Source organism: Bradyrhizobium sp. 154 (assembly GCF_023073875.1).
Taxonomy (GTDB): Bacteria; Pseudomonadota; Alphaproteobacteria; order Rhizobiales; family Xanthobacteraceae; genus Bradyrhizobium.
On record NZ_JADPKG010000107.1, the window covers coordinates 27927 to 49150 of the forward strand.

The window sequence follows — 21224 nt, forward strand, 5'->3', positions numbered from 1 at the left end:
AGCATGAAGCGGTCATGCGCAGGGCGCAAGGGCGCGCCGCAAAGCTGCGCAACGCCAATGGACTTCGAGAGTTACGCAAGGAGACACCGTTATGACCGAACCCGCCTATGACCTGATCATCCGCGGCGGGCGCGTCGCCACGACCACCGACGTGTTCGAGGCCGACGTGGCAATCACAGGTGAAGCCATTGCTGCGATCGGGCGCGGGCTCGGCCCGGCCAAGCGCGAGATCGACGCGCGCGGCAGGCTGGTGCTGCCGGGCGGTGTCGACAGCCATTGTCACATCGAGCAATTGTCTGCCGCCGGCATCATGAATGCCGACACCTTCGAGAGTGCCACGACGTCGGCGGCCTTCGGCGGCACCACCTCGGTCATTTCCTTTGCCGCGCAGCATGTCGGCATGCAGCTGCCGCAGGTGCTGGAGGATTATCATGCGCTGGCGCGCAAGGGCGCGGTAATCGACTACGCCTTCCATATGATTATCGCCGACCCGACGAAAGAGACGCTGGAGCGCGATCTGCCGACGCTGATTCGTCAGGGTCACGGCTCGATCAAGATTTTCATGACCTATGACCGGCTGAAGATCGACGACGAGCCGCTGCTCGACATTCTCGTTGCAGCGCGCGAGGGCGGCGCGATGCTGTGTGCGCACGCGGAAAATCACGGCATCATCTCCTGGATGGTGAAGCGGCTGCTCGCGCGCGGCTACACTCATCCGAAATATCACGCGATCAGCCATGCGCGCTTTTCGGAAGCAGAGGCGTTCAACCGCCTGATCGGCATGGCGGCCCTGGTCGACCAGCCGATCATGATCTTCCACGTCTCGACCGCCGAGGGCGCGCAGACGATCCGCGATGCCCGCGGACAGGGGTTGAAAGTGTTTGCCGAGACCTGCCCGCAATATCTGTTCCTCACCGCCGACGATCTCGACAAGCCGGGCGCGGAAGGCGCCAAATGGATGTGCAGCCCGCCACCGCGCCGCAAGGACGACCAGGAGGCGCTGTGGAAGGCGTTATCGCTCGGCGATCTGCAGACCATCTCCTCCGATCATGCGCCGTATCGGTTCGACGAGACCGGCAAGCTTCGCGCCGGGCCGAACCCGAACTTCAAGCAGGTGGCCAACGGCCTGCCGGGCCTCGAGATGCGGCTGCCGCTGCTGTTCGATGCGATGGTCTCCAAGGGACGGCTTGGCCTCGAGAAATTCGTCGAGCTGACTGCGACCGCGCCGGCCAAGATCTACAATCTGCATCCGCGCAAGGGCTCGATCGCCGTCGGCGCTGACGCCGATATCGCGATCTGGGATCCCGATCGCCGCGTGACCGTCACCGACACGATGATGCACGATCTGGCCGGCTACACCCCGTTCGCCGACCGTTCGCTGCAGGGCTGGCCGGTGACGGTGCTCTCCCGCGGCCGCGTCATTGTCGAAAGCGGAAGGCTGAACGCCTCGCCGGGCTCCGGCCGCTTCCTGGCCCGCAGCGGCGGCGAGGCCGCGAAACCGACTGGTCGATTGGTCTCGGACATGAACCCGGAGCAGAATTTTGGCGCCAAGCTATTGTGAGCGGACCGCGAGATGAGCGTCGTGATCTTCGGTGGCGCAGGCTTTGTCGGGCTCAATATCGCGGAGCTGCTGCTTGCCCGCGGCCATGCGGTCACACTGTTCGATCAGGCCGAGTTGCCGGTGGAGGCGCGCTGCGCCTTTGCGCCCTACGGTGAACGCTTGCGGGTGCTGCGAGGGGACGTGACCGAACGCAGCGCGGTTGAGGCCGCAGTCGGACCGGGATGCAATGCCGTGGTGCTTGGCGCCGCGATCACGGCAGGCGCGGCGCGCGATGCCGCCGAGCCGGAGCGCATCCTGGCGGTCAATCTGCTGGCGCAGGTGTCGATCCTGACCGCTGCGCGCAAGGCAAAGGTGCAGCGTGTGATCAACCTGTCGTCCGCTGCAAGCTATGGCGCGAGCGGCCGGCATTATCCCCTGCTCGAAGAGACGACGCCCTGCGATCCGCAATCGCTGTATGCGATCACGAAATTCGGCTCTGAGCGTGTGGTGGCGCGGCTCTCCGACCTCTGGCAGGCCGATGTGATCAGCGTCCGGCTCTCGGGCGTTTTTGGCCCGTACGAGCGTGCAGGCGGTGTCCGCGACACGCCGTCGCCGCAGGCGCTGATTGTGGATTGCGTGCGGCGGGGCGCGCCGGCGTTGCTCAGCGAACCCGGTGCACGGGACTGGGTCTATGCCGCCGACGTCGCCGCCGCTGTCGCCGTGCTGCTCGATGCCGCCCGGCCCCGCCACATGCTTTACAATATCTCGAGCGGTGTGACGTTCACCGCCGAGGCCTGGGGCAAGGCTTTTGCTGATAAAGCTCTTGCCGACCCGGACAGCGGTTTCGTTTGCCGCGTGGCTGTCTCCGGCGAGACACCAACCGTGACGGTGCACGGCCCGACCCGGGCGCCGCTGTCGGTACAGCGCATGGCCGACGAATTCGGATGGCGCGCCAAATTTGGCTGTGAGGAGTCAGCGGAGCATATGCGGCGCTGGTTGCATGATCATGATCGAGGCGGCGCCTGAGATGAAGCTGGCGGGCAGGATGGCGATCATCACAGGCGGCGGCTCCGGGATCGGCCGGGCCAGCGCCGTTCTGTTCGCCCGCGAAGGCGCCTTCGTCGCGCTGGTCGATCGCGATGCTGACAGCGCAGCCGAAACACTGGCGATGCTTCGCGAACAGGGTGGCAGCGGCAGCGTCCATGTTGGCGATGTCGGCGACGCCGATTTTGCAAGGGCCACCGTCGAAAGTGTCGCAACAGGCGGCGGCAGGCTGGACGTGCTGATGACGTCTGCCGGCTTCTCCTGCGGTGGTACCGTGATCACGACCGCACCGGCGGATTGGGACGCGGTATTCCGTGCCAATGTCGGCGGCACCTGGTTGTGGGCGCGCGCGGTGGTGCCGATCATGCAGCGGCAAGGCAAGGGCGCCATCATCACGCTGGCGTCGCAGCTGGCAATCGCTGGCGGCAAGGGCAACAGCGCCTATATTGCGGCCAAGGGCGCCATCGTCAGCCTGACCCGCACCATGGCCATCGATTTCGCGACCGATGGCATCCGTGTCAACGCGTTGGCGCCCGGTGCGATCGACACGCCGCTGCTGCGCCGCAGTTTTGCGCGCCATGTCGATCCCGAGTCGGTGCGCGAGGCCTCGCGGCAGCGTCATGCCATGAAGCGATTCGGCCGCGCCGAGGAGGTGGCGGCGGCGGCGCTCTATCTCGCCAGTGACGATTCCTCCTTCGTCACCGGCACGGTGCTTCCAGTCGATGGCGGGTGGCTTGCGGCATGAGTGATGGCCTTGCAGCACTTGCAGTTCAGGTCCGCGCCGATCTTGCCAAGACGGCGCATCCGGGCATGCCCTGGCTGACGCCGATGACGGCTCCCGATGGCAGCCGCGCTCTGGACGTGCTCATTGTTGGGGCTGGTCAATCCGGACTTGCGACGGCTTTCGGCCTGCAGCGCTCGCAGGTCACCAACATCCTCGTGCTCGACAAGGCGGATGAGGGTTGCGAAGGCCCATGGCTGACCTATGCGCGGATGCCGACCCTGCGCAGTCCGAAGGACTACACCGGCCCTGATCTCGACCTGCCGAGCCTGACCTATCAGGCCTGGCACGAGGCCAAATTCGGAATGGAGAGCTGGCGCGATCTTGGTCTGATCCCGCGCGAATATTGGGCGGCCTATCTGTCGTGGTATCGGAAGGTGCTCGGTTTACCGGTGCACAATGGCTGCGAGGTGACCGATATCGCACCCGATGCTAACGGCCTACTGAGGGTAACAGTGAGGACTGCTCATAGCGAGGAGGTGCTTTACGCCCGCAAGATCGTGCTCGCGACGGGACAGGAAGGTATGGGCGATTGGAGCATTCCCGAACCATTGCGCCATCTGCCGGCGTCGCGATGCGTTACTTGCGCGGCGCCGACAGATTTTACCGCGCTACGCGACAAGCGCGTCGCGGTGATTGGCGCGGGCGCCTCGGCCTTCGATAACGCAGCGATGGCACTGGAGGCAGGTGCGGGCGCCGTGCATTTGCTGTGCCGGCGCGCTGCGATCCAGCTGGTGCAGCCCTATCGATGGCTGACCTTCCGCGGCTTCCTCAGGCATTTCTCCGAGCTCGACGATTCCTGGCGCTGGCGCTTCATGCGCGCGGTGCTCGAGCTGCGCGAGGGATTTCCGCAAGCCACCTATGATCGCTGCGCCCGGCACGCGACGTTCCATCTGCACGAGGGCGCACCTGTCGAGGGAGCGCGGGAGACTGTTGACAGCGTGCTGCTGCGCACGCCACGTGGCGAGATCGCGGTCGATTTCATCATCTGCGCCACCGGCGTCATGATGGACTTTGCCGGTCGCCCCGAGCTGAAGCGATGCGCCGATAACATCGCGCGCTGGGCCGACTGCTACACGCCGCCGGCGCAGGAACAGAGCCCGCGCCTTGGCGCCTTTCCTTATTTGTCGGACGACTATGCCTTCTGCGAGCGCGCGGTTGGACGAACACCGTGGATCTCCGGCATTCACCTGTTCGCCATCGCCTCGACCATGAGCTTTGGTCCGTCCGGCTCTTCGATCAATGCGATGACGACGGCGGTGCCGAAGCTGGTCCACGGCCTCACGCGCGACCTGTTCCGCGCCGATATCGACAAGCACTGGGCGGCATTCCAGGCCTATGATGTCCCTCAAGCTATGATCCGGCGCACCCCCGCGGCGGCGGAGGGGAGCGCGTGATGCCGGCGAGCGTGTATGCATTCCACTGCGACGAAGAAGCATGCCGAACTGCCGGTTTCTGGCACATGATTTGCTGCCATTTCGGGCGTGCGCGGCCTAACAAAGGACAGAGGCGATGTACCCCGTGATTTCCAGGCATCTGATTTCGGCGTCCGCCGTTCTTCTTTCGGCGACATTGATTGCGCCCGCGGCCCGTGCGCAGAGCCGCGCTGAGACCTTGCGCTACGTGACGGCGGCAACGGTCAACACGCTCGATCCCAACATTCCCGGCTCGACCCGCGAAGCCTTCGCGCTCAGCATGAGCAGCTATGACCGGCTGGTGTCGTTCGGCCGCAAACAGCTCAACGGCAAATGGGTGTTCGATCTCGATACCATCAATGGCGAGCTCGCGGAGTCCTTCAGCGTCAGCCCCGATGGCCTGAAGCTCACCTTCAAGCTTCGTCCCGACGCCAAGTTCCACGATGGCTCGCCGGTTACTGCAGAAGACGTGAAGTGGTCGCTCGACCGCTGCGTCACCGCGCCGGTACTCGGCAAGGCGCAATTGCTGACAGGATCGTTGACCAGCGCCGACCAGTTCAAGGTGATCGATCCACTGACCCTTGAAGTGACATTGCCGCGGCCCGACAAGCTGGCGCTGCCGAACCTTGCGACCGTCTATCCCATCATCATCAATTCCAAGCTTGCCAAATCGCATGCGACGCCTGAGGATCCTTGGGCGCTGAGCTGGCTGAAGGAGAACGAGGCGGGCAGCGGCGCCTATATCGTCGAAACCTTCAAGCCGGGCGAGCAGGCGATCGCCAAGCGCAACGAGGCCTGGAATCGCGGCTCGCCGGACAAGCCGGCGTTCTTCAAGCGGCTGATCATCCAGTCGGTACCGGAGCCGGCGACGCGCGCCAATCTGGTCGAGCGCGGCGACGCGGACCTCGTGATCGATCTGCAGGCCAGCGACGTCCAGGCGCTGGAGGCCAAAGGCAAGCTGAAGGTGATTTCGACGCCGCAATACAATGCGGTGACCTTCATCTCGATGAACAACAAGATCCCGCCGTTCGACAACGTCAACGTCCGCCGGGCTGTCGCCGCGGCGCTACCCTATGATGACATGTTCAAGGCGGCGCTGTTCGGCCGCGGCGCGCCGCTGTTCGGTGCCAGCTGGGCCGACGGGAGGCCGCCGAGCGGCGGCTATCCGATCCCGCAACCGGTCAAGCTCGATCTGGAGAAGGCGCGGGCCTATCTGAAGGAGGCTGGCGTGCCCGAAGGTTTCGCCACGACCTTCAGCTTCAACGTCGGTCAGGCCGCGACTGCCGAACCGATGGCCGCCCTGGTCAAGGAATCGCTGGAGAAGATCGGCATCAAGGTCGACATCCAGAAGCTGCCGGATGCGCAGATGTCGACCTCGATCAACGAAAAGAAGCTGCCCTTCTTCACCGAGGGCATCGTCGCCTGGCTGCCGTCGACCGATTATTTCTACCGCAACTTCTACACCGGCAATCAGCGCTGGAACTATTCGTCCACTGACAATGCCGAGTTGGAGGAGATCGCGCAGGCAGCGCGCTTCGAGCCGGACAAGGCGAAGTACGAGGCGGAGGGCAAGGAGCTCAACGCCATCCATTTCGAGCAGATGTTCCAGGTCCCGCTCTGGCAACCGGCGCAGGACGCGGTCATGGCCGCCAATCTCGACGGCTATGTCTATCAATTCACCCGCCAGGTGGATTATCGTAACCTGAGCCGCAAATAGCAGCGGAGCCGGGAGCGCGGCGAAGAGCATGGGCACCATCGGTGCGACTTTGATCCGGACCGGGCGGCGGTTTCTCTCGTCGCTGCCGGCGCTGTTCGGCGTGCTGGTCTTCACTTTCCTCTTGATGCGGGTGCTGCCAGGCGATCCCGCCGTGTTCTTTGCCTCCGGTCCCAGTGCCGGCAACGAGGAGATCGAAGTCGTCCGCAGGCAGCTCGGGCTCGACAGGTCGCTGCCGGAGCAACTCGGCATCTATCTCTACGATGTCGGCCGCGGCAATCTTGGCCGTTCCATGATGACGGGGCAGCCGGTTGCCAAGGACCTGCGGCAGCGGCTGCCGGCCTCGCTCGAGCTGACGCTAACCGCGCTCGTGATCGCGCTGATCGCGGCGGTGCCGCTCGGCGTGCTGGCCGCGCTGCGGCCGAACTCGCTGATCGATCACGGCGTACGGCTGTTCTGCTCGCTCGGCGTCTGCGTGCCGACCTTCGTCTCCGGACTGCTGCTGATCTACGTGTTCTACTATCTGCTGGGTCTTGCCCCCGATCCGACCGGACGGATCGACGTCTTCGCCTCGGTGCCGCCGGCGCGCACCGGCTTCCTGATGGTGGATTTCCTGCTCGCGGGTGACGTCGAGGGGTGGTGGGCCGCGGCGCGTCAGTTGATGCTGCCTGCCTTCACGATGGCGCTGTTCGTGATCGCGCCGCTCGCCCGCATCACCCGTGCCTCGATGCTGGTGTCGCTCGGAAGCGATTTCGTGCGTACCGCGCGCTCGATCGGCCTGTCGCGCTGGCAGATCGTGGTGACCTATGCGCTGCGGAATGCAATCCTGCCCGTGATCACCATCGCCGGCATCGTGTTCTCGACCATGCTCGGTGCCAACGTGCTGGTCGAGAAAGTGTTCTCCTGGCCGGGCGTTGCGTCCTACGCGCTCGATGCGCTGCTGGTCTCCGACTATGCGCCGGTGCAGGGCTTCGTGCTGCTGATGGCCAGCATCTTCGTCGCGGTCAATCTCCTGGTCGATGTGCTCTACGGCATCGCCGATCCCAGGGCGACGGTCGTATGAGCCTGACAGCAACATGGTCGGGGCTGCGTCACACCGTGTGGGTGCTGCGCGGTAACCTCGTTACCGCGATTGCCGCCGCGGCGGCGATATTGCTGGCGCTGGTCGCAATCTTCGGCCCCATGCTGGTGCCTTATGATCCCGTCGCTTCGGACGTGCCGCGTGCGCTGCAGCCGCCGAGCGCACTCCACTGGGCCGGCACCGACCAGCTCGGCCGCGATGTCTTCAGCCGATTGATCGTCGCCACGCGGCTCGATCTCGCCATCGCCGTGACGGCCGTCAGCGTGTCCTTCGTGATCGGCACGGTGATCGGCTCGCTCTGCGGCTATGTCGGCGGCAAGCTCGATCGCGCGGTCGGCCGGTTCGTCGACGTGCTGATGGCCTTTCCGCTCTTCGTGCTCGCCATGGCCATGGTCGCAGCGCTCGGCAACCGGGTCGAGAATATCGTCATCGCGACCGCGATCATCAATCTGCCGTTCTACATCCGCTTCGCGCGCGCGGAGGTCAACATCCGCCGCAATCTCGGTTGGGTGGAGGCGGCGCGCGCCTGCGGCGATGGGCATGTCTCCGTCGTGCTGCGCTTCCTGCTACCCAACGTGCTGCCGGCGATGGCGGTGCAGATGTCGCTCAATCTCGGCTGGGCGATCCTGAATGCCGCGGGCCTCTCCTTCATCGGCCTGGGCGTCAAGCCGCCGACGCCGGAATGGGGCATCATGGTCGCCGAGGGCGCGCGCTTCATCTCGACGGGCAGGTGGTGGTTGGTGTCGTTTCCGGGGCTGGCCCTGATGCTGGCCGTGCTCTGCTTCAACCTGCTCGGCGACGGGTTGCGCGATATCCTCGATCCGCGCATGCGCACATGATGTCGCCACTGCTCGAAATCGACAATCTCGGCGTGACGTTCTCGACGCGGCGCGGGCTCGTCGAGGCGCTGCGGGGAGTCTCGCTGTCGCTCCAGCCGGGTGAAATGCTGGGCCTCGTCGGCGAGAGCGGGTCCGGCAAATCAGTCACCGGCTTCGCGGTCACGGGCCTGCTCGACAAAGCGGGTCGCATCACCGCCGGTCGTGTCAAGTTCAGGGGCCAGGACATTACGCGCGCATCGGGGGCGGAGCTGCGCAACCTGCACGGCGCCAACATGGCGATGATCTTCCAGAATCCGCGCGCCGCGCTCAATCCGATCCGCACCGTCGGTGCCCAGATCGCCGACGCCGTCCTTTCGCATCGGCGGCTCTCGAAGCAGGAGGCGCGGGCCGAGGCGCTGAAGTTGCTGCGCGCGGTGCAGATCCGCGATCCCGACCGGCGGCTGGATGCCTATCCGCACGAGCTCTCCGGCGGTATGTGCCAGCGCGTGATGATCGCGATCGCGATCTCCTGCAACCCATCACTTCTGATTGCCGACGAGCCGACCACCGGCCTCGATGTGACGACACAAAAGGTGGTGATGGACCTCCTGGCGCGCATCGTCGCCGAACGGGGCATGACGACAATCCTCATCACCCACGACCTTGGTCTTGCGGCACATTATTGTCGGCGCGTGGTGGTGATGGAGCAGGGGCGGCTCGTGGAAGAAGGCGCGCCGCAGACATTGTTTCGGGCGCCGCAGCACGCCTATACCAAGCGACTGGTGGCATCGTCGCCGACCGCGACATCGCGTGTCGGCGACCTCGTGCCGGCCGACGAAGCTCTGCCGGTTGTCGAGGTGAAGGACCGGCCGACGCCCGCGCCGGGCACGCCGCCGCTGCTCGACGTCCAGCACGTCGTCAAGCGTTTTGACGATGGCGCCGCTGCGGTAGCGGATTTCTCGATGACCGTGGCGGCGGGCGAGAGCGTCGGCCTGGTCGGGGAGTCCGGCTCCGGCAAGAGCACCACCGCCCGCATGATCTGCCGGCTGATCGATCCGAGCGCAGGCGATATCCTGTTCGACGGCTATTCGATCGCAAAGCTGCCGGCGCGTGATTTTCATCGCTCGCCGCTACGCAAGGAAATCCAGATCGTCTTTCAGGATCCGCACGAGAGCCTCAATCCGCGCTTTACCGCGTTCGACTGCATTGCTCATCCGCTGCTGAGGCTCACCGGCCTGCGCCCCGGCGACGCGCTGCGGTCCCGGGTCGAGGAGTGCGCCGACCGCGTCGGCCTGCCGCGTGAGTTGTTGTCCCGCTTCCCGCATCAATTGTCGGGTGGCCAGAAGGCGCGCATCGGCATCGCCCGCGCCATTGCGTGTCGGCCGCGTTTGCTGGTGCTCGACGAGCCCACTGCGGCGCTCGATGTCTCGGTGCAGGCCGTAGTGCTGCAGCTGCTCGACCGGCTTCGGCGCGAGGACAATCTCGCCTTCCTGTTCGTCAGTCACGACCTCAACGTGGTACGCATGATGTGCAGCCGGACCATCGTGCTGCGCGCCGGTGGCATCGTCGAGCAGGGCGAGAGCCTCGCTCTGTTTGCCAATCCGCAGACGGATTACACGCGCGAGCTGGTCGAAGCTATCCCACACATTGGGTCGCCTGCTTCGCTTCTGCCCGCCTGATTTCCACTTCCAATTCATGGCTATATCGCCCGACAAGAGCCAGGCAGCGGATGCTTGATGGTGTAGGAGCGAGGAACTTTTTCGAAAGGCGGGCTCAGACTAGAATAATTCGCAAAAACGAAAGTCCGGAGAATCTTCTCTTCATTGCGATCGGTTCATAAGTCCTGCCGCCTTCCTGAGCCGCGTGCCGCCATGAAGTGCAGAGAGCTGAGCCATTAGGCCTGTTCCTGCTCTGCACCGTGCCGTTCTGGACCTCGAACATCATCAGGATGATTTCCTGGATTCCGCTGCTCGGCAAGGAAGGATTGAACATCGCGCCGCCGGGCTGCGAATCCCGCTTGTTTGCCTTCGGCCGTATCCTCGAGAACGAATTGGGGTTTTCGTATCGCCGGCCGAAGCTCCCCTAGCGGTCGCGATGCTCGAGCCGGGCGGCGAGCGCGTCGGCAAGGCCGATGGTCGGCTTGGCGGCGGGGCGGCGATACGTTCCCGCCGTTGCCTTGCGCAGGCGCAGCGCATGCAGCGCCTCGGCTTGTTTCACGGAGGCGATGACCTGATCGACCACCGGGACCGGAATCCGCTCGGCGACGCGCTCGGCAAGGCCCGAGAGCGGGGCGCCGGCGAAGATCAGCACATCGGCCTCGTCCTCGATGATGGCGCGCTGGGCGAGCTCGACCAGCACGTCTTCCTTCTCGGTGCCGACCTCGCAGATCGCCTGAAACGGCGCATCGAGCATGCGGATGCCGGCGCACCGCTGCCACAGCCCGTGGGCGCGGACGCATTCCTCGTACCAAGGGCCCAGGGCCTGGGCGAAGGTGACGATGGCAAAGCGGCGTCCGGCCATACAGGCGGTCAGCATGGCGGCTTCCGCCATGCCGATCACGGGGATGTCGAAGGTCTCGCGCGCCGCGAACAGGCCGGGATCGCCGAATGCCGCGATGATTGCGGCATCCACCTTCATGTGCTGCTCTGCCAGCATCTCCAGCGCAATGGCGCCGCCGATCTGCGCTTCGGTACGCGTGGCGATATAGGGCACCCCGCGGGTCGCGGTGCAGGGGATCAGCTCGGTGCCGGAGGAAGCGGCGCGCTGCCCGACTCCCAACATCAACTGAGTGACCTCGGTGCTGGTGTTCGGGTTGAGCAGCAGCAGCTTCATGATTATGCCGCCGTCCGTTTGGCCTGAGAGGCGGCGAGGACTTCGAGCAGCGCCGTGCCGGTGCGCGCGACGTGGGCGCCGAGCAGGCGGCCGGCCGCTTCGCTGTCGCGTGCCTCCAGCGCGGCCAGGATGTCCGCGTGCTCGTCGACCGAATTGCTCCAGCGCCTGTTCGCGCCGAGCGCGAGATAGCGCGCGCGCTCGGCGCGGGAGATCAGCGTCTCGTGGGCTTCGCGCAGCGGTGTGTTGCGGGCCATGCGGACGATGGTGTTGTGAATCTCGCCGTTGATGGTGAAATAATCGTCGAGCTTGCCGTTGCGGTGATGACCCTCCATGCGGGTCTGAAGCGTGCGCAGGCGGGCGAGGTCGCGCTCGGTGGCGCGCTCCGCGGCGAGCTCGGCGGCGAGCCGCTCGATGCCGGCGAGGGCCTCGAACAATTCCGAGATGCCGTCCACCGCGATATCGGCAATGCGCGGGCTGCGATTGGGACGAAGCTCGATCAAGCCTTCAGCCGCCAGCACCTTCATCGCCTCGCGCAAGGGGGTGCGCGACACGCCGAGCTCCTTCGACAGCTTCGTCTCCTGGGTTTGCGAACCCGGTGGCAGCTCGCCGCGAATGATCATCGCCCGCATCCGCGCCGCGGCACGCTCGTGCAGGCCCGTCCGCTTGAGTTTGGGCGACTTTCGTCCCTTTGGCGCTTCCGATTTTGGCTGCACGCGTGCCTCACTTCTCACGTTGATCTTAGCCGTTTCCGGCCCTTTGGCCTGCTCAAAATATCGACGCATCTCGCTGAAAACAATGGCATAGCGCGCAAATTGTATGCAGCATGCAGAAACTGGATTGCGTTGTGGCTAAGGGCGGCGGATGATCGTTTCTGACGCGCGAGATCCCGCGCATTCGAAACGGAGCAGGTGATGCGGACGAGTTTGCGACTGGGCCTCGTGGTGATGGCGGCAATGCTTGGCGGAAGCGATCTCGCCTCCGCGCAAGCCGCGAAGATCAAGCTCGGCTACGCCAAATGCGCGCACTGCCTGCCGATGTCGCTGATCCCGGGGATGGCGAAGGGCGTCGAGGTCGAGGCCACCGGCTTCAACTCCGGCAATGACGTGCTCACCGCCCTGGTCTCGAAGAGCATCGACGTCGCGCAGGTGACCTATCTCCATTACATCACAGCGCTCGACAAAGGTTTCGACGTCGTCGCCGTCTCAGGCCAGATCAATGGCGGCTCGGAATGCGTCTCCTCCGTGAAACTGAACCTTCCCCCTGAGGACTGGGCGACGTTCAAGACGACCGTTGCGAAGGCGAAGGGCGACGGTCAGCCGCTCAAGATCGCGGCGTCCCGCGGTAATGCCCAGGACATCCACATGCGCGGCGCATTCCTCAAGCAGGGCGTCGATCCCAACAAGGACATCCAGTTCATCAACATCCCCAATCCGTCAGATCATCTCGCCGCGCTCCAGCGCGGCGAGGTCGACATGATCTGCTCGGTCGAGCCGTTCGCCTCACAGATCCGGCTCGCCGGCGCCGGCAAGCATTTTGTGCTGCCGTATGAGCAGGCTGCGGGAAATCTCACGAATCTGATCGTCACGCGTTCGGATGTGATCGCGAGTCAGCGCGCCGGCGTCCAGGGCGTCGTCGGCGCCGTGGTCGAGCTCGACAACAAGCTGATCGCCGACAAGGCGCCATGGGTCGAGGCCATCAACAAGCTCACCGGCCTCGACAAGACTGTCGCGACTGAGGCGCTGAAGAATGCCTCGCCCGATCCCGCGATCCATCGCTCGCAAACGCTGGCGATTGCCGCGATGATGCGTGACCTCAAATACATTTCGAAGGACGTTTCCGCGGACGCGGAGAAGAACATGGACTATTCGTTCCTGGAGCAGGCCACCGGAAAAGCCAAGAATGACCTCGGTTACTGACGTCTCGCCGGTCAGGCCGGCGTTTCGGCTGACGCGGGCATTCCAGGGGCTCGAACGCCTCGTTGTGCCTGCGCTGCTGATCGCGGGCTGGGAGGCCTTTGCCCGCAGCGGCATGCTTCCGCCCGCGCTGCTGCCGGCGCCCAGCGCGGTGCTGCATGCGCTCGGCGATTGGGTGTTCGGCTTCGACGAGACCACGCAGACCTATTCCGGGCACTGGCTGCGCGACGCGCTTGCCAGCGCGCTTCGCGTGTTCGGCGGCTTTGCGCTGGCGAGCCTCCTCGGCATCCTCGCGGGCGTCGCGATCGGCTGGTCGCGCTTGTTCGAGAAGACGCTGGAGCCGACGCTGCAGATGCTCCGCCCGATCCCGCCGGTGTCCTGGATCCCGCTGGCCATCATCTGGTTCGGCATCGCCGACAAGCCCGCGATCTTCCTGGTCTTCCTCGGCGCCTTCTTCCCGGTGCTGATGAACAGCATCCATGGCGTGAAGACCGTGGATCACAATCTGGTCCGCGCCGGTGCGATGATGGGCGCCAATGGCCGGCAGATGCTGACCGACATCGTGCTGCCGGCGGCGCTGCCCTCGATCTTCGCAGGGCTACGTATCGCGGTCGGCTCGGCCTGGATGCTGACGGTCACGGCCGAGATGGTCGCGGTCAAGAGCGGCCTCGGCTACGTGCTCTGGGATTCCTACTACTTCCTGCGCTACGACATCGTGCTGGCTGCGATGATCTCGATCGGGCTGCTCGGCTATCTCTCCGACCTCGGGCTCAAGGCGATCATGGCGCGCACGCTGCGCTGGCAGCAGACGACCACCGTGCAGGGCAGGGCGCGCTGATGGCGGCAATCGAGCTTCGCAACATCGTCAAGGTGTTCTCGGACAAGCGGCGCGGTCGCGACCTGCTGACGCTGGACAACATCAATCTCGACATCGAGGCCAACGACTTCGTCTGCTTGCTCGGCCCTTCCGGCTGCGGCAAGTCGACCCTCCTCAACATCATCGCCGGATTCGAGCAGGCGACCTCCGGCCGCACGCTGGTCGACGGCAAGCAGGTGGAGCGCCCGGGCTCGGACCGCGGTGTCGTGTTCCAGCAGCCGACGCTGATGCCGTGGCTGACGGCGATCGACAACGTCGCCTTCCACCTCAAGCTGAAGGGCGTCGCCAAGACCGAGCGCCACGACCACGCCATGGAGTTCATCGATCTCGTCGGCCTGCGCGGCTTCGAGCATCATCATCCCTCCGAAATGTCGGGCGGCATGAACCAGCGGGTCGGCATCGCCCGCGCGCTGCTGATGAACCCGAGCGTGATCCTGATGGACGAGCCGTTCGCTGCGCTGGATGCCCAGACCAAGCTCGAAATGCAGGAGGAGCTGGTCGCGATCTGGCAGAAGCGCCGCTGCACCATCGTGTTCGTCACCCACAGCGTCGACGAGGCCCTGGTGCTCGGCAACAAGATCGTGGTGATGACCAGGCGGCCGGGCCGGATCCGCGAGGCCGTCAATTTCGATCTGCCGCGACCGCGTGACATCACCAGCCCCGAATTCAACGACGCCAAGCGCCACATCCTGGCTTTGATCCGGGAGGAGTCGACGCGGCTTGCGCAGGCGTCGTAAGGTATCGCCATGCGCAAGCGTCTCGGCATGATCACGCCGTCCTCCAACTCGGTGCTCGAGCCCGTCACCAGCGCCATGCTGCATGGCGTGGCTGATGTCACCGCACATTTCTCGCGCTTTCGCGTCACCGAGATTGCGCTCGACGCCGCTGCGCTGAGCCAGTTCGATGCCTCGGTGATGCTGCCGGCCGCGGACCTGCTGGCCGATGCCAAGGTCGACGCGATTGCCTGGAATGGCACTTCCGCAAGCTGGCTCGGCGTCGGCCGCGACCGGAGCCTGTGCGAGGCGATTACGGCTCGCACAGGCAAGCCGGCGACGACGTCGACGCTCGCCTGCATCGATGCCGCCCGCGCGCTCGGCGCCAAGCGCGTCGGCCTGGTCTCGCCATATACGGACGATGTGCAGCGGCGCATCGCCGACGTCTGGGCCGAGGAGGGGATCATCCCGCACGCCGAGCGGCACCTCGGCCTGCGCGACAATTTCTCCTTTGGCGAGGTCGCGCCGGCGACCATTGCGGACGTGATTCGCGCCGTGGCGGCGGAGGGGGCAGATGCGATCGTCATCCTCTGCACCAATCTCGATGGTGCGGCGCTTGCGGCCTCGCTCGAACGGGAATTGGATGTCGCTGTTCTCGACTCGGTCGCGGTCACGTTGTGGCGGACTCTCGGCCTCGCCGGCGGCGACATCAGGGCCCTTGCGGGGTGGGGCCGCATATTCCAGACATCAGCGGTCATCAAGTGACGGAGGCGCAAGTGATGCAGTTCGATCTCGCCATTCGCGGCGGCACCATCGTGACCGCCAGCGACGAGTTTCGCGCCGATATCGGCATTCGCGACGGCCGCATCGTCAGCATTGCCGATCGCATCGAGGGTGCCGCGCGCGAGATCGACGCGACGGGCCTGTTGGCACTGCCGGGCGGCATCGACAGCCACGTCCACATCTCGCAAGCCTCTGGCCCGGACGTGGTGATGGCCGACGACTTCGCCTCAGCGACGCGCGCGGCGGCTGCCGGCGGCAACACCATGGTGCTGCCCTTCGCGCTACAGGAGAAGGGCACCTCGCTGCGCACCTGCGTCGAGAACTACCGCAAGCTCGCCGAAGGCGAATGCTATATCGACACCGCGTTCCATCTCATCATCTCCGATCCGACCGCGGTGGTGCTCGGGCAGGAGCTGCCGGCCCTGGTCAAGGACGGCTACACCTCCTTCAAGGTGTTCATGACCTATGACGACCTCGTACTCAGCGACAAGCAGCTGCTCGAGGTCTTCGAGGTCGCCCGCCGCGAGCAGGCGCTAGTGATGGTCCATTGCGAGGGCTATGACGCCATCCGTTTCCTCACCAATAAGCTCGAGCGCGAGGGCCACATTGCCCCTTACTATCACGGCGCCTCGCGGCCTCAGGCCGTCGAGCGCGAGGCGACGCATCGCGCCATCAGCCATGCCGAGGTGATCGGCGTTCCCATCATGATCGTGCACGTCTCCGGCCGCGAGGCGATGGAGCAGGTGCGCTGGGCACAGCAGCGCGGATTGCCGGTGCATGCGGAGACCTGCCCGCAATACATCACGCTGACGGCTGATGACATGAAGGGCCTCAACATGGACATTACGGGCGCGAAATATGTCTGCTCGCCGCCGCCACGCGATGTCGAAAGCCAGCAGGCGATCTGGGAGGGCATCACATCAGGCGTGTTCCAGACCTTCTCGTCCGATCATTGCCCGTTCCGCTACGACGATCCCAAGGGCAAGCTGACGCCGAACGCTCGTACCTCGTTCCGCTGGGTCCCGAACGGCATTCCCGGCGTCGAGACCCGGCTGCCGATCCTGTTCTCGGAAGGTGTTTCGAAGGGCCGCATCACCTTGCAAAAATTCGTCGAGCTGACCGCAACCAACCACGCCCGCATCTACGGCCTCTATCCGCGCAAAGGCTCGATCGGCGTCGGCTTCGATGCCGATATCGTGCTGTGGGACCCCAAGCTCAAGAAGAAGATTCAGCAGGCCGATCTTCACCACGGCTCGGACTATACGCCCTGGGAAGGCTTTGATGTCACCGGTTGGCCCGTCACCACCATTGCCCGCGGCCGGATCGTGTACGACCAGGGCGAGATCGTCGGCGACAAAGGCTCGGGTGAGGTGCTGAGCCGCGGCAAGTCGAGCCTGATCTGACCAGGCGCGCTCTCGCGGCGCCTGGTCGAGCGAAGGACGCGGTCAGGGCATGCGGGATTTTGCCAGGACGCAGTGGCCGCCCTTGTTGCCGTCGACCATCTGCGTAACTCTGAGATCGGCGGCGATCGAACACAGCGTATAGGCGTCCTGCGCGCTGAGGCCGCTCCTCTCGCGGATCAGCGCGATCATGTCGCGCAGCGCCGCCTTGGCCGCATCCTCGAGGTCTTCATTGAACCCCATCGCGATCCAGTCGACTGCGGTTTCCGCGCGCGGGGAGGCGAGGCGAAGATCGCGCCGGACGTGGAATTCGACGGTGCCGGTGAGCGCGGCCTTGATCGCCGTCAGGCAGACCTCGCAATCGCCCTGGAGCGCATGGCCGTCGCTGGCGGAGAACAGCGCGCCCAGCACGAAGACGGGAAAGTAAAGCGTGCTGCCAGCGCCGAGCTCCTTGTTGTCCATGTTGCCGCCGAATGCCCGCGGCTCCTTCGAGGACATCCGGCCTCAGCCCGGCGGCGAGGCGACGCCGAAATTGCCGTGGATAGCGGCAGCTCCTCTCCCCAGGGTTACGCGCGCGGTCGTCCGTCCCAGAGCCCCCACTGGATGTTTCCGGGAATGGATCGCAGAACGTAGTCCATGAATCGACCGTCACTGCCGCTGCTATCTGCCTGCGCCGCTCGCAACGATGGAGGAGGGTGAGGTCGAGAGCTTGCCGAGCCCGAGATAGACGAAGCCCGAGACCCCGATGCCGAATAGCCAGCTCAGGTCGGCACCGCCGAGCAGGTTGATCGAGATTGGCCCCTGCAGCGCGCCGACGAGGCCGTCTTCAACCAGCCATCCGGCAACGAGGCCCGCAAGGAAGGCGATCATGCCGGCCCAGTTGATGTCGCCATAGGCGCTGGTCTCCGGCGAGCGATAGAGCTCGGCGATGTCGATCTTGCCCTTCCGCTTGATGAAGAAGTCGGCCAGCACCACCCCGGCCCACGGGCTCATCCATAAGAGCAGGCTGATCATCCAGTTGTCGAACGCTTTTGCGAAAGACGGCGCGAAGATGAAATACAGCGTAACCAGATAGCCGGCGATGCCGACGATGACGGTAAGCCAGAAGCGCGAGAACTTCAGCCCCGCGCTCAGCGCTGCCAATGTCGCCGAATAGACGTTGAGGATATTGGTGGCGATCGGGCCGTGCAGCACCATCAGCAGGACGAGGATGCTGACGGGCCCGCCGAACACCGCGCTGACCATTTTTGCAGGATCGGTGTCCAGCGTCGTCGAGGCGATGGTCGCGCCGAGGATGCCGAGCCAGACCGTCGGCACGAACATGCCGACATAGCTGTACCAGAACACGGCCTTCGACGACGTGCTGCGCGGCACGAAGCGCGAATAGTCGGAGGCCCAGGTCACCCAGGAAATGCCCCAGCCGACCCCGATCGCGGTCGTCAGCAGCGTCAGCATCGCCAGATGTGCACCCGGAGGCAGCGAGGTCGTCAAGTTCCAGTTGACGACACCCGGGCGCGTCCATGCCAACACGCTCATCAGCACCATGATGGCGATGGTCGGCGGTACCGTGTACTTTTCGAAGGTGCGTATCGCGTAGAAGCCGTAGATTCCGATCAGGACCTGCGCGGCCATGACCAGCGTGATGACGACGATCTCGACCGCCCAGGTGTCGGGAATGCCGAACTGCCCGAGGATGCCCATCGACACCTTCACCGGGAAATAGGTGTTTACCCCGATCCAGCCCAGCGTCATCAGGAACATCAGGATGCTCGGCAGATAGGCGGCGCGGACCCCGAACGCGGACCGGCTCAGCACCATCTGATTGACGCCGGTCTTGTGCCCCATCACCGTGAAGGTCGCGAAGATCGCGCAGCCGACGATGTTGCCGAGCACGATGACCGCGATCGTCTCCATCAGGCCAAGCTTGAGGATGATGCCGAGCGCGCCGAGCGCCCAGTTCACCGGCGCGATGTTGGCGCCGGCCCAGATCCACATCTGCTGCGGCCCGGTTGAGTCCCGGTCCGCATCGGGAATTGGCTCGATGCTGTGAAGATCAGCGCGAAGTTCGGAATCCGTCATGACATCCCCCAATACGAAGCACGCTTCGCATCCTCGCAGCATAAATCGTGCCATCGGTTGTGGCCGGCCGGAGCAGGGCCTGCATCGATGCCGGATGGAGCCTCGCTTGCGTCGGATTGCTGTTGGATTCTCAAGCGCGCCTCGACCTCACGTGTAAGTTGGCCGCCGGAACTACGAGGTGGCGATCCTCTGCGCGAGCCAGTGAGCGAGAGGCAAGGGACGTTGCATGGCTGAGCAGCGGGTACGATGATAAATTGAGCAGCCCAACTCAAAAGCGCAGCAACTGCGTCTAATCGAATAAGGCAGTGGCACTGTCGCGACTGGGGTGGCCGGCCACGATGCGCTGCATCATTTCGATGAACTGCGCCTGTTCCCGATCGCTGAGATCCCCCAGCGTTGCCCGATGCGCTCGTCGCGCCGCGCCCTCGATCTTGACCAGTAAGGCTGCGCCGGCCGGCGTCAATCGGCACAGGCGCGCCCGTCGATCGTCCTTGTTGACCGCGCGCTCGATCAGGTTTCGTGCCGCGAGACGTTTCAATGCGCCGGTCGTGGTGGTGCGGTCGAGGGCTATATCGGCCGCCAAAGTGGTCTGATCGGCGATTTCACGCACCGCCAATGCCGTGAGAAGGCTGTATTGCAGCGGCGTGACCTCGAACGCGCCGCAGGCCTCCTGAAACAGTGCTACGTGAATCTGGTGCAGCCGGCGGATCAGATATCCGGGTCGTTGCGACAAGGGCCAAGGGCGGTGCCTGCTCCCGCCGCGACGTGTCTTCGCCTGCCGCAATGCACGCTCTCCCAATCCAAATCCCTGCCGCGCTTAGCTCGATTCGAACCCGCTCGCCACCTCCGGATCATGGCACGGAGTTTGCTTCATCCAAAATGCGAAGCATGCTTCGTAATTGGGCGATGCTGTCGCTCGTTCAAGGAGAGGAGAGCGCCCATGTCCGTTACTGCCAGCTTCGACCTTCTGCTGCGAGGCGGTCGCGTGATCTGTCCGGCTTCCGGCGTTGATGGCATCAAGGACCTCGCTATCCGCAACGGCAGGATTGCAGCCGTCGCGTCCGACATTCTGCCGACCAGCGCCAAGGAGGTCGTCGACGTCGGCGGCAAGCTGGTGCTACCCGGGCTGATCGACACCCACGCCCATGTCTATCAATATGTCTCCGGCCGCTTCGGCATGAATCCCGACATGGTCGGCGTGCAGTCGGGCGTGACGACGCTGGTCGACCAGGGCGGCCCGTCCTGCATGACGCTGCCCGGTTTTCGTCACTTCATCGCGGAGCCCGCGGCCTCACGAGTTTATGCCTTTCTGTCCGCCTACCTCGTCGGCGGCCTCGAAGGGCACTTCTATCCGCAGCTCTACAGTCCCGATGGCGTCGACATTGACGCCGCGGTCAAGGCGGCGACGGCCAATCTCGACATTGTACGCGGCATTAAGGCGCATGCCGAGATCGGCGGTTTCGCGCGCTGGGGCATTCGCGTCATCGAGATGGCGGCGGAGATCGGCAGGCGCGCGGATCTTCCGGTCTACGTGCATTTCGGCCAGCTCTGGGGCCTGCCCGAAAGCGGCGCCAATGGCGAGGATGCCGACACGATTCTTACGCGCGTGATCCCGCTCTTGCGTGAAGGCGATGTTCTCGCTCATCCGTTCACGCGTCATCCCGGCGGCTTCGTCAACCGCGAGGGTGAGGTGCATCCGGTGATTCAGGCCGCGCTCGACCGCGGCCTGAAGGTCGATGTCGGTCACGGTAGCCACTTCTCTTACCGGCTCGCCAAGAAGGCGATTGCCGCCGGCATCATTCCGACCACGCTCGGCGCCGATATTCACGGCTACAACACGCATGTGCCCGCGCCGGCCGGAACGCCCGACCAGCACGAGGACGAGGAGAACCATCCGTTCGCAGGACAGGCCAAGTTCAGTCTGGTGCAGGCAATGAGCTCGATGATGGCGCTCGGTCTGTCGCTGGAGCAGGTAGTGCCGATGGTCACCTCCAATCCCGCAAAGATGCTTGGCCGCAGCGAGGAGATCGGCGCGCTCAAGGTCGGCATGGGTGCCGACATCTCCGTGCTCACGGAGAAGAACGGCCGGTTCGTCCTGAAGGACAACGAGAAGAACGAGATCATCGCCGACCGCCTGCTGCAGCCGGCCTTCTGCCTGCGCGCCGGCACGCGCTTCGACGCGGTCGCACCGATCCTGCCGCAGGCCGTCGCGGCATAAGGCCGTTGGTGAGGGA

The 21224-nt window shown here is 64.8% G+C and carries 19 protein-coding genes and 1 pseudogene; 15 read left to right on the plus strand and 5 right to left on the minus strand.

Annotation, left to right across the window (positions count from 1 at the left end; all coding sequences use genetic code 11):
• Positions 1 to 91: 91 nt before the first annotated feature.
• The 9 genes and pseudogenes from hydA (IVA92_RS26420) to IVA92_RS26460 form a co-directional block, all read left to right on the plus strand.
• Positions 92 to 1561 (plus strand): dihydropyrimidinase, encoded by a 1470-nt coding sequence (gene hydA / locus IVA92_RS26420; protein WP_247281374.1) that lies wholly within the window; start codon positions 92 to 94, stop codon positions 1559 to 1561.
• A 12-nt stretch (positions 1562 to 1573) separates the two neighbouring features.
• Positions 1574 to 2566, plus strand: a complete 993-nt coding sequence (locus IVA92_RS26425; RefSeq protein ID WP_247281375.1) for an NAD(P)-dependent oxidoreductase — start codon at positions 1574 to 1576, stop codon at positions 2564 to 2566.
• 1 nt (position 2567) lies between these two features.
• Positions 2568 to 3329 (plus strand): SDR family oxidoreductase, encoded by a 762-nt coding sequence (locus tag IVA92_RS26430; protein ID WP_346015532.1) that lies wholly within the window; start codon positions 2568 to 2570, stop codon positions 3327 to 3329.
• Positions 3326 to 4762, plus strand: coding sequence for an NAD(P)/FAD-dependent oxidoreductase (locus IVA92_RS26435; RefSeq protein WP_247281377.1), 1437 nt, complete (start codon positions 3326 to 3328; stop codon positions 4760 to 4762). Before IVA92_RS26430 ends, IVA92_RS26435 begins: the two co-directional genes overlap by 4 nt.
• Before the next feature lie 115 nt (positions 4763 to 4877).
• The gene (locus IVA92_RS26440; RefSeq protein WP_247281378.1) at positions 4878 to 6497 is read left to right on the plus strand and encodes an ABC transporter substrate-binding protein; all 1620 of its coding nucleotides are present in this window, start codon (positions 4878 to 4880) and stop codon (positions 6495 to 6497) included.
• Between the two features lie 28 nt (positions 6498 to 6525).
• Complete coding sequence (locus IVA92_RS26445) at positions 6526 to 7557, plus strand: ABC transporter permease (protein WP_247281379.1); 1032 nt, start codon at positions 6526 to 6528, stop codon at positions 7555 to 7557.
• Positions 7554 to 8414, plus strand: a complete 861-nt coding sequence (locus tag IVA92_RS26450; protein WP_247281380.1) for an ABC transporter permease — start codon at positions 7554 to 7556, stop codon at positions 8412 to 8414. The genes IVA92_RS26445 and IVA92_RS26450 overlap by 4 nt, the downstream gene beginning before the upstream one ends.
• Positions 8411 to 10072 (plus strand): ABC transporter ATP-binding protein, encoded by a 1662-nt coding sequence (locus IVA92_RS26455; protein ID WP_247281381.1) that lies wholly within the window; start codon positions 8411 to 8413, stop codon positions 10070 to 10072. Before IVA92_RS26450 ends, IVA92_RS26455 begins: the two co-directional genes overlap by 4 nt.
• A 215-nt stretch (positions 10073 to 10287) precedes the next feature.
• Positions 10288 to 10380 (plus strand): annotated as a pseudogene (locus IVA92_RS26460) (ABC transporter permease); the annotation flags it as partial.
• Positions 10381 to 10475: 95 nt separating this feature from the next.
• Here IVA92_RS26460 and IVA92_RS26465 read toward each other — a convergent pair.
• Both IVA92_RS26465 and IVA92_RS26470 read right to left on the minus strand, forming a co-directional pair.
• A complete protein-coding gene (locus tag IVA92_RS26465; protein WP_247281382.1) occupies positions 10476 to 11225 on the minus strand; it encodes an aspartate/glutamate racemase family protein in 750 nt (249 codons plus the stop codon).
• Positions 11226 to 11227: 2 nt separating this feature from the next.
• Positions 11228 to 11938, minus strand: coding sequence for a GntR family transcriptional regulator (locus tag IVA92_RS26470; RefSeq protein ID WP_247281383.1), 711 nt, complete (start codon positions 11936 to 11938; stop codon positions 11228 to 11230).
• Positions 11939 to 12136: 198 nt separating this feature from the next.
• On the opposite strand from IVA92_RS26470, the gene IVA92_RS26475 reads away from it, so the two are divergent.
• The 5 genes from IVA92_RS26475 to hydA (IVA92_RS26495) are packed head-to-tail and all read left to right on the plus strand — an operon-like array spanning position 12137 to position 16914.
• Positions 12137 to 13141, plus strand: coding sequence for an ABC transporter substrate-binding protein (locus IVA92_RS26475; RefSeq protein WP_247281384.1), 1005 nt, complete (start codon positions 12137 to 12139; stop codon positions 13139 to 13141).
• The gene (locus tag IVA92_RS26480) at positions 13125 to 13976 is read left to right on the plus strand and encodes an ABC transporter permease (RefSeq protein WP_247281385.1); all 852 of its coding nucleotides are present in this window, start codon (positions 13125 to 13127) and stop codon (positions 13974 to 13976) included. Before IVA92_RS26475 ends, IVA92_RS26480 begins: the two co-directional genes overlap by 17 nt.
• On the plus strand, positions 13976 to 14752 hold the full coding sequence (locus IVA92_RS26485) for an ABC transporter ATP-binding protein (RefSeq protein ID WP_247281386.1): 777 nt from the start codon (positions 13976 to 13978) through the stop codon (positions 14750 to 14752). Before IVA92_RS26480 ends, IVA92_RS26485 begins: the two co-directional genes overlap by 1 nt.
• A 9-nt stretch (positions 14753 to 14761) precedes the next feature.
• Positions 14762 to 15493 (plus strand): aspartate/glutamate racemase family protein, encoded by a 732-nt coding sequence (locus IVA92_RS26490; RefSeq protein WP_247281387.1) that lies wholly within the window; start codon positions 14762 to 14764, stop codon positions 15491 to 15493.
• Between the two features lie 11 nt (positions 15494 to 15504).
• The gene (gene hydA / locus IVA92_RS26495) at positions 15505 to 16914 is read left to right on the plus strand and encodes a dihydropyrimidinase (RefSeq protein ID WP_247281388.1); all 1410 of its coding nucleotides are present in this window, start codon (positions 15505 to 15507) and stop codon (positions 16912 to 16914) included.
• A 42-nt stretch (positions 16915 to 16956) separates the two neighbouring features.
• Here the strand turns inward: hydA (IVA92_RS26495) and IVA92_RS26500 are convergent, their stop codons facing one another.
• From IVA92_RS26500 to IVA92_RS26510, 3 genes are all read right to left on the minus strand, one after another.
• The gene (locus tag IVA92_RS26500) at positions 16957 to 17409 is read right to left on the minus strand and encodes an acetamidase/formamidase family protein (protein ID WP_247281389.1); all 453 of its coding nucleotides are present in this window, start codon (positions 17407 to 17409) and stop codon (positions 16957 to 16959) included.
• Between the two features lie 162 nt (positions 17410 to 17571).
• The gene (locus tag IVA92_RS26505) at positions 17572 to 18990 is read right to left on the minus strand and encodes a cytosine permease (protein ID WP_247281390.1); all 1419 of its coding nucleotides are present in this window, start codon (positions 18988 to 18990) and stop codon (positions 17572 to 17574) included.
• A gap of 289 nt (positions 18991 to 19279) precedes the next feature.
• Positions 19280 to 19774, minus strand: a complete 495-nt coding sequence (locus tag IVA92_RS26510) for a MarR family transcriptional regulator (protein WP_247281391.1) — start codon at positions 19772 to 19774, stop codon at positions 19280 to 19282.
• A 156-nt stretch (positions 19775 to 19930) separates the two neighbouring features.
• Between IVA92_RS26510 and IVA92_RS26515 the strand changes: the two genes are divergently transcribed.
• Positions 19931 to 21208, plus strand: coding sequence for an amidohydrolase/deacetylase family metallohydrolase (locus IVA92_RS26515; protein ID WP_247281392.1), 1278 nt, complete (start codon positions 19931 to 19933; stop codon positions 21206 to 21208).
• Positions 21209 to 21224 lie beyond the last annotated feature (16 nt).

Bases quoted from the DNA above. Each gene is read 5' to 3' on its own strand.
- hydA (WP_247281374.1), top strand. From the start codon at position 92: ATGACCGAACCCGCCTATGACCTGATCATCCGCGGCGGGCGCGTCGCC.
- IVA92_RS26425 (WP_247281375.1), top strand. From the start codon at position 1,574: ATGAGCGTCGTGATCTTCGGTGGCGCAGGCTTTGTCGGGCTCAATATC.
- IVA92_RS26430 (WP_346015532.1), top strand. From the start codon at position 2,568: ATGAAGCTGGCGGGCAGGATGGCGATCATCACAGGCGGCGGCTCCGGG.
- IVA92_RS26435 (WP_247281377.1), top strand. From the start codon at position 3,326: ATGAGTGATGGCCTTGCAGCACTTGCAGTTCAGGTCCGCGCCGATCTT.
- IVA92_RS26440 (WP_247281378.1), top strand. From the start codon at position 4,878: ATGTACCCCGTGATTTCCAGGCATCTGATTTCGGCGTCCGCCGTTCTT.
- IVA92_RS26445 (WP_247281379.1), top strand. From the start codon at position 6,526: ATGGGCACCATCGGTGCGACTTTGATCCGGACCGGGCGGCGGTTTCTC.
- IVA92_RS26450 (WP_247281380.1), top strand. From the start codon at position 7,554: ATGAGCCTGACAGCAACATGGTCGGGGCTGCGTCACACCGTGTGGGTG.
- IVA92_RS26455 (WP_247281381.1), top strand. From the start codon at position 8,411: ATGATGTCGCCACTGCTCGAAATCGACAATCTCGGCGTGACGTTCTCG.
- IVA92_RS26465 (WP_247281382.1), bottom strand. From the start codon at position 11,225: ATGAAGCTGCTGCTGCTCAACCCGAACACCAGCACCGAGGTCACTCAG.
- IVA92_RS26475 (WP_247281384.1), top strand. From the start codon at position 12,137: ATGCGGACGAGTTTGCGACTGGGCCTCGTGGTGATGGCGGCAATGCTT.
- IVA92_RS26480 (WP_247281385.1), top strand. From the start codon at position 13,125: ATGACCTCGGTTACTGACGTCTCGCCGGTCAGGCCGGCGTTTCGGCTG.
- IVA92_RS26485 (WP_247281386.1), top strand. From the start codon at position 13,976: ATGGCGGCAATCGAGCTTCGCAACATCGTCAAGGTGTTCTCGGACAAG.
- IVA92_RS26490 (WP_247281387.1), top strand. From the start codon at position 14,762: ATGCGCAAGCGTCTCGGCATGATCACGCCGTCCTCCAACTCGGTGCTC.
- IVA92_RS26500 (WP_247281389.1), bottom strand. From the start codon at position 17,409: ATGTCCTCGAAGGAGCCGCGGGCATTCGGCGGCAACATGGACAACAAG.
- IVA92_RS26505 (WP_247281390.1), bottom strand. From the start codon at position 18,990: ATGACGGATTCCGAACTTCGCGCTGATCTTCACAGCATCGAGCCAATT.
- IVA92_RS26515 (WP_247281392.1), top strand. From the start codon at position 19,931: ATGTCCGTTACTGCCAGCTTCGACCTTCTGCTGCGAGGCGGTCGCGTG.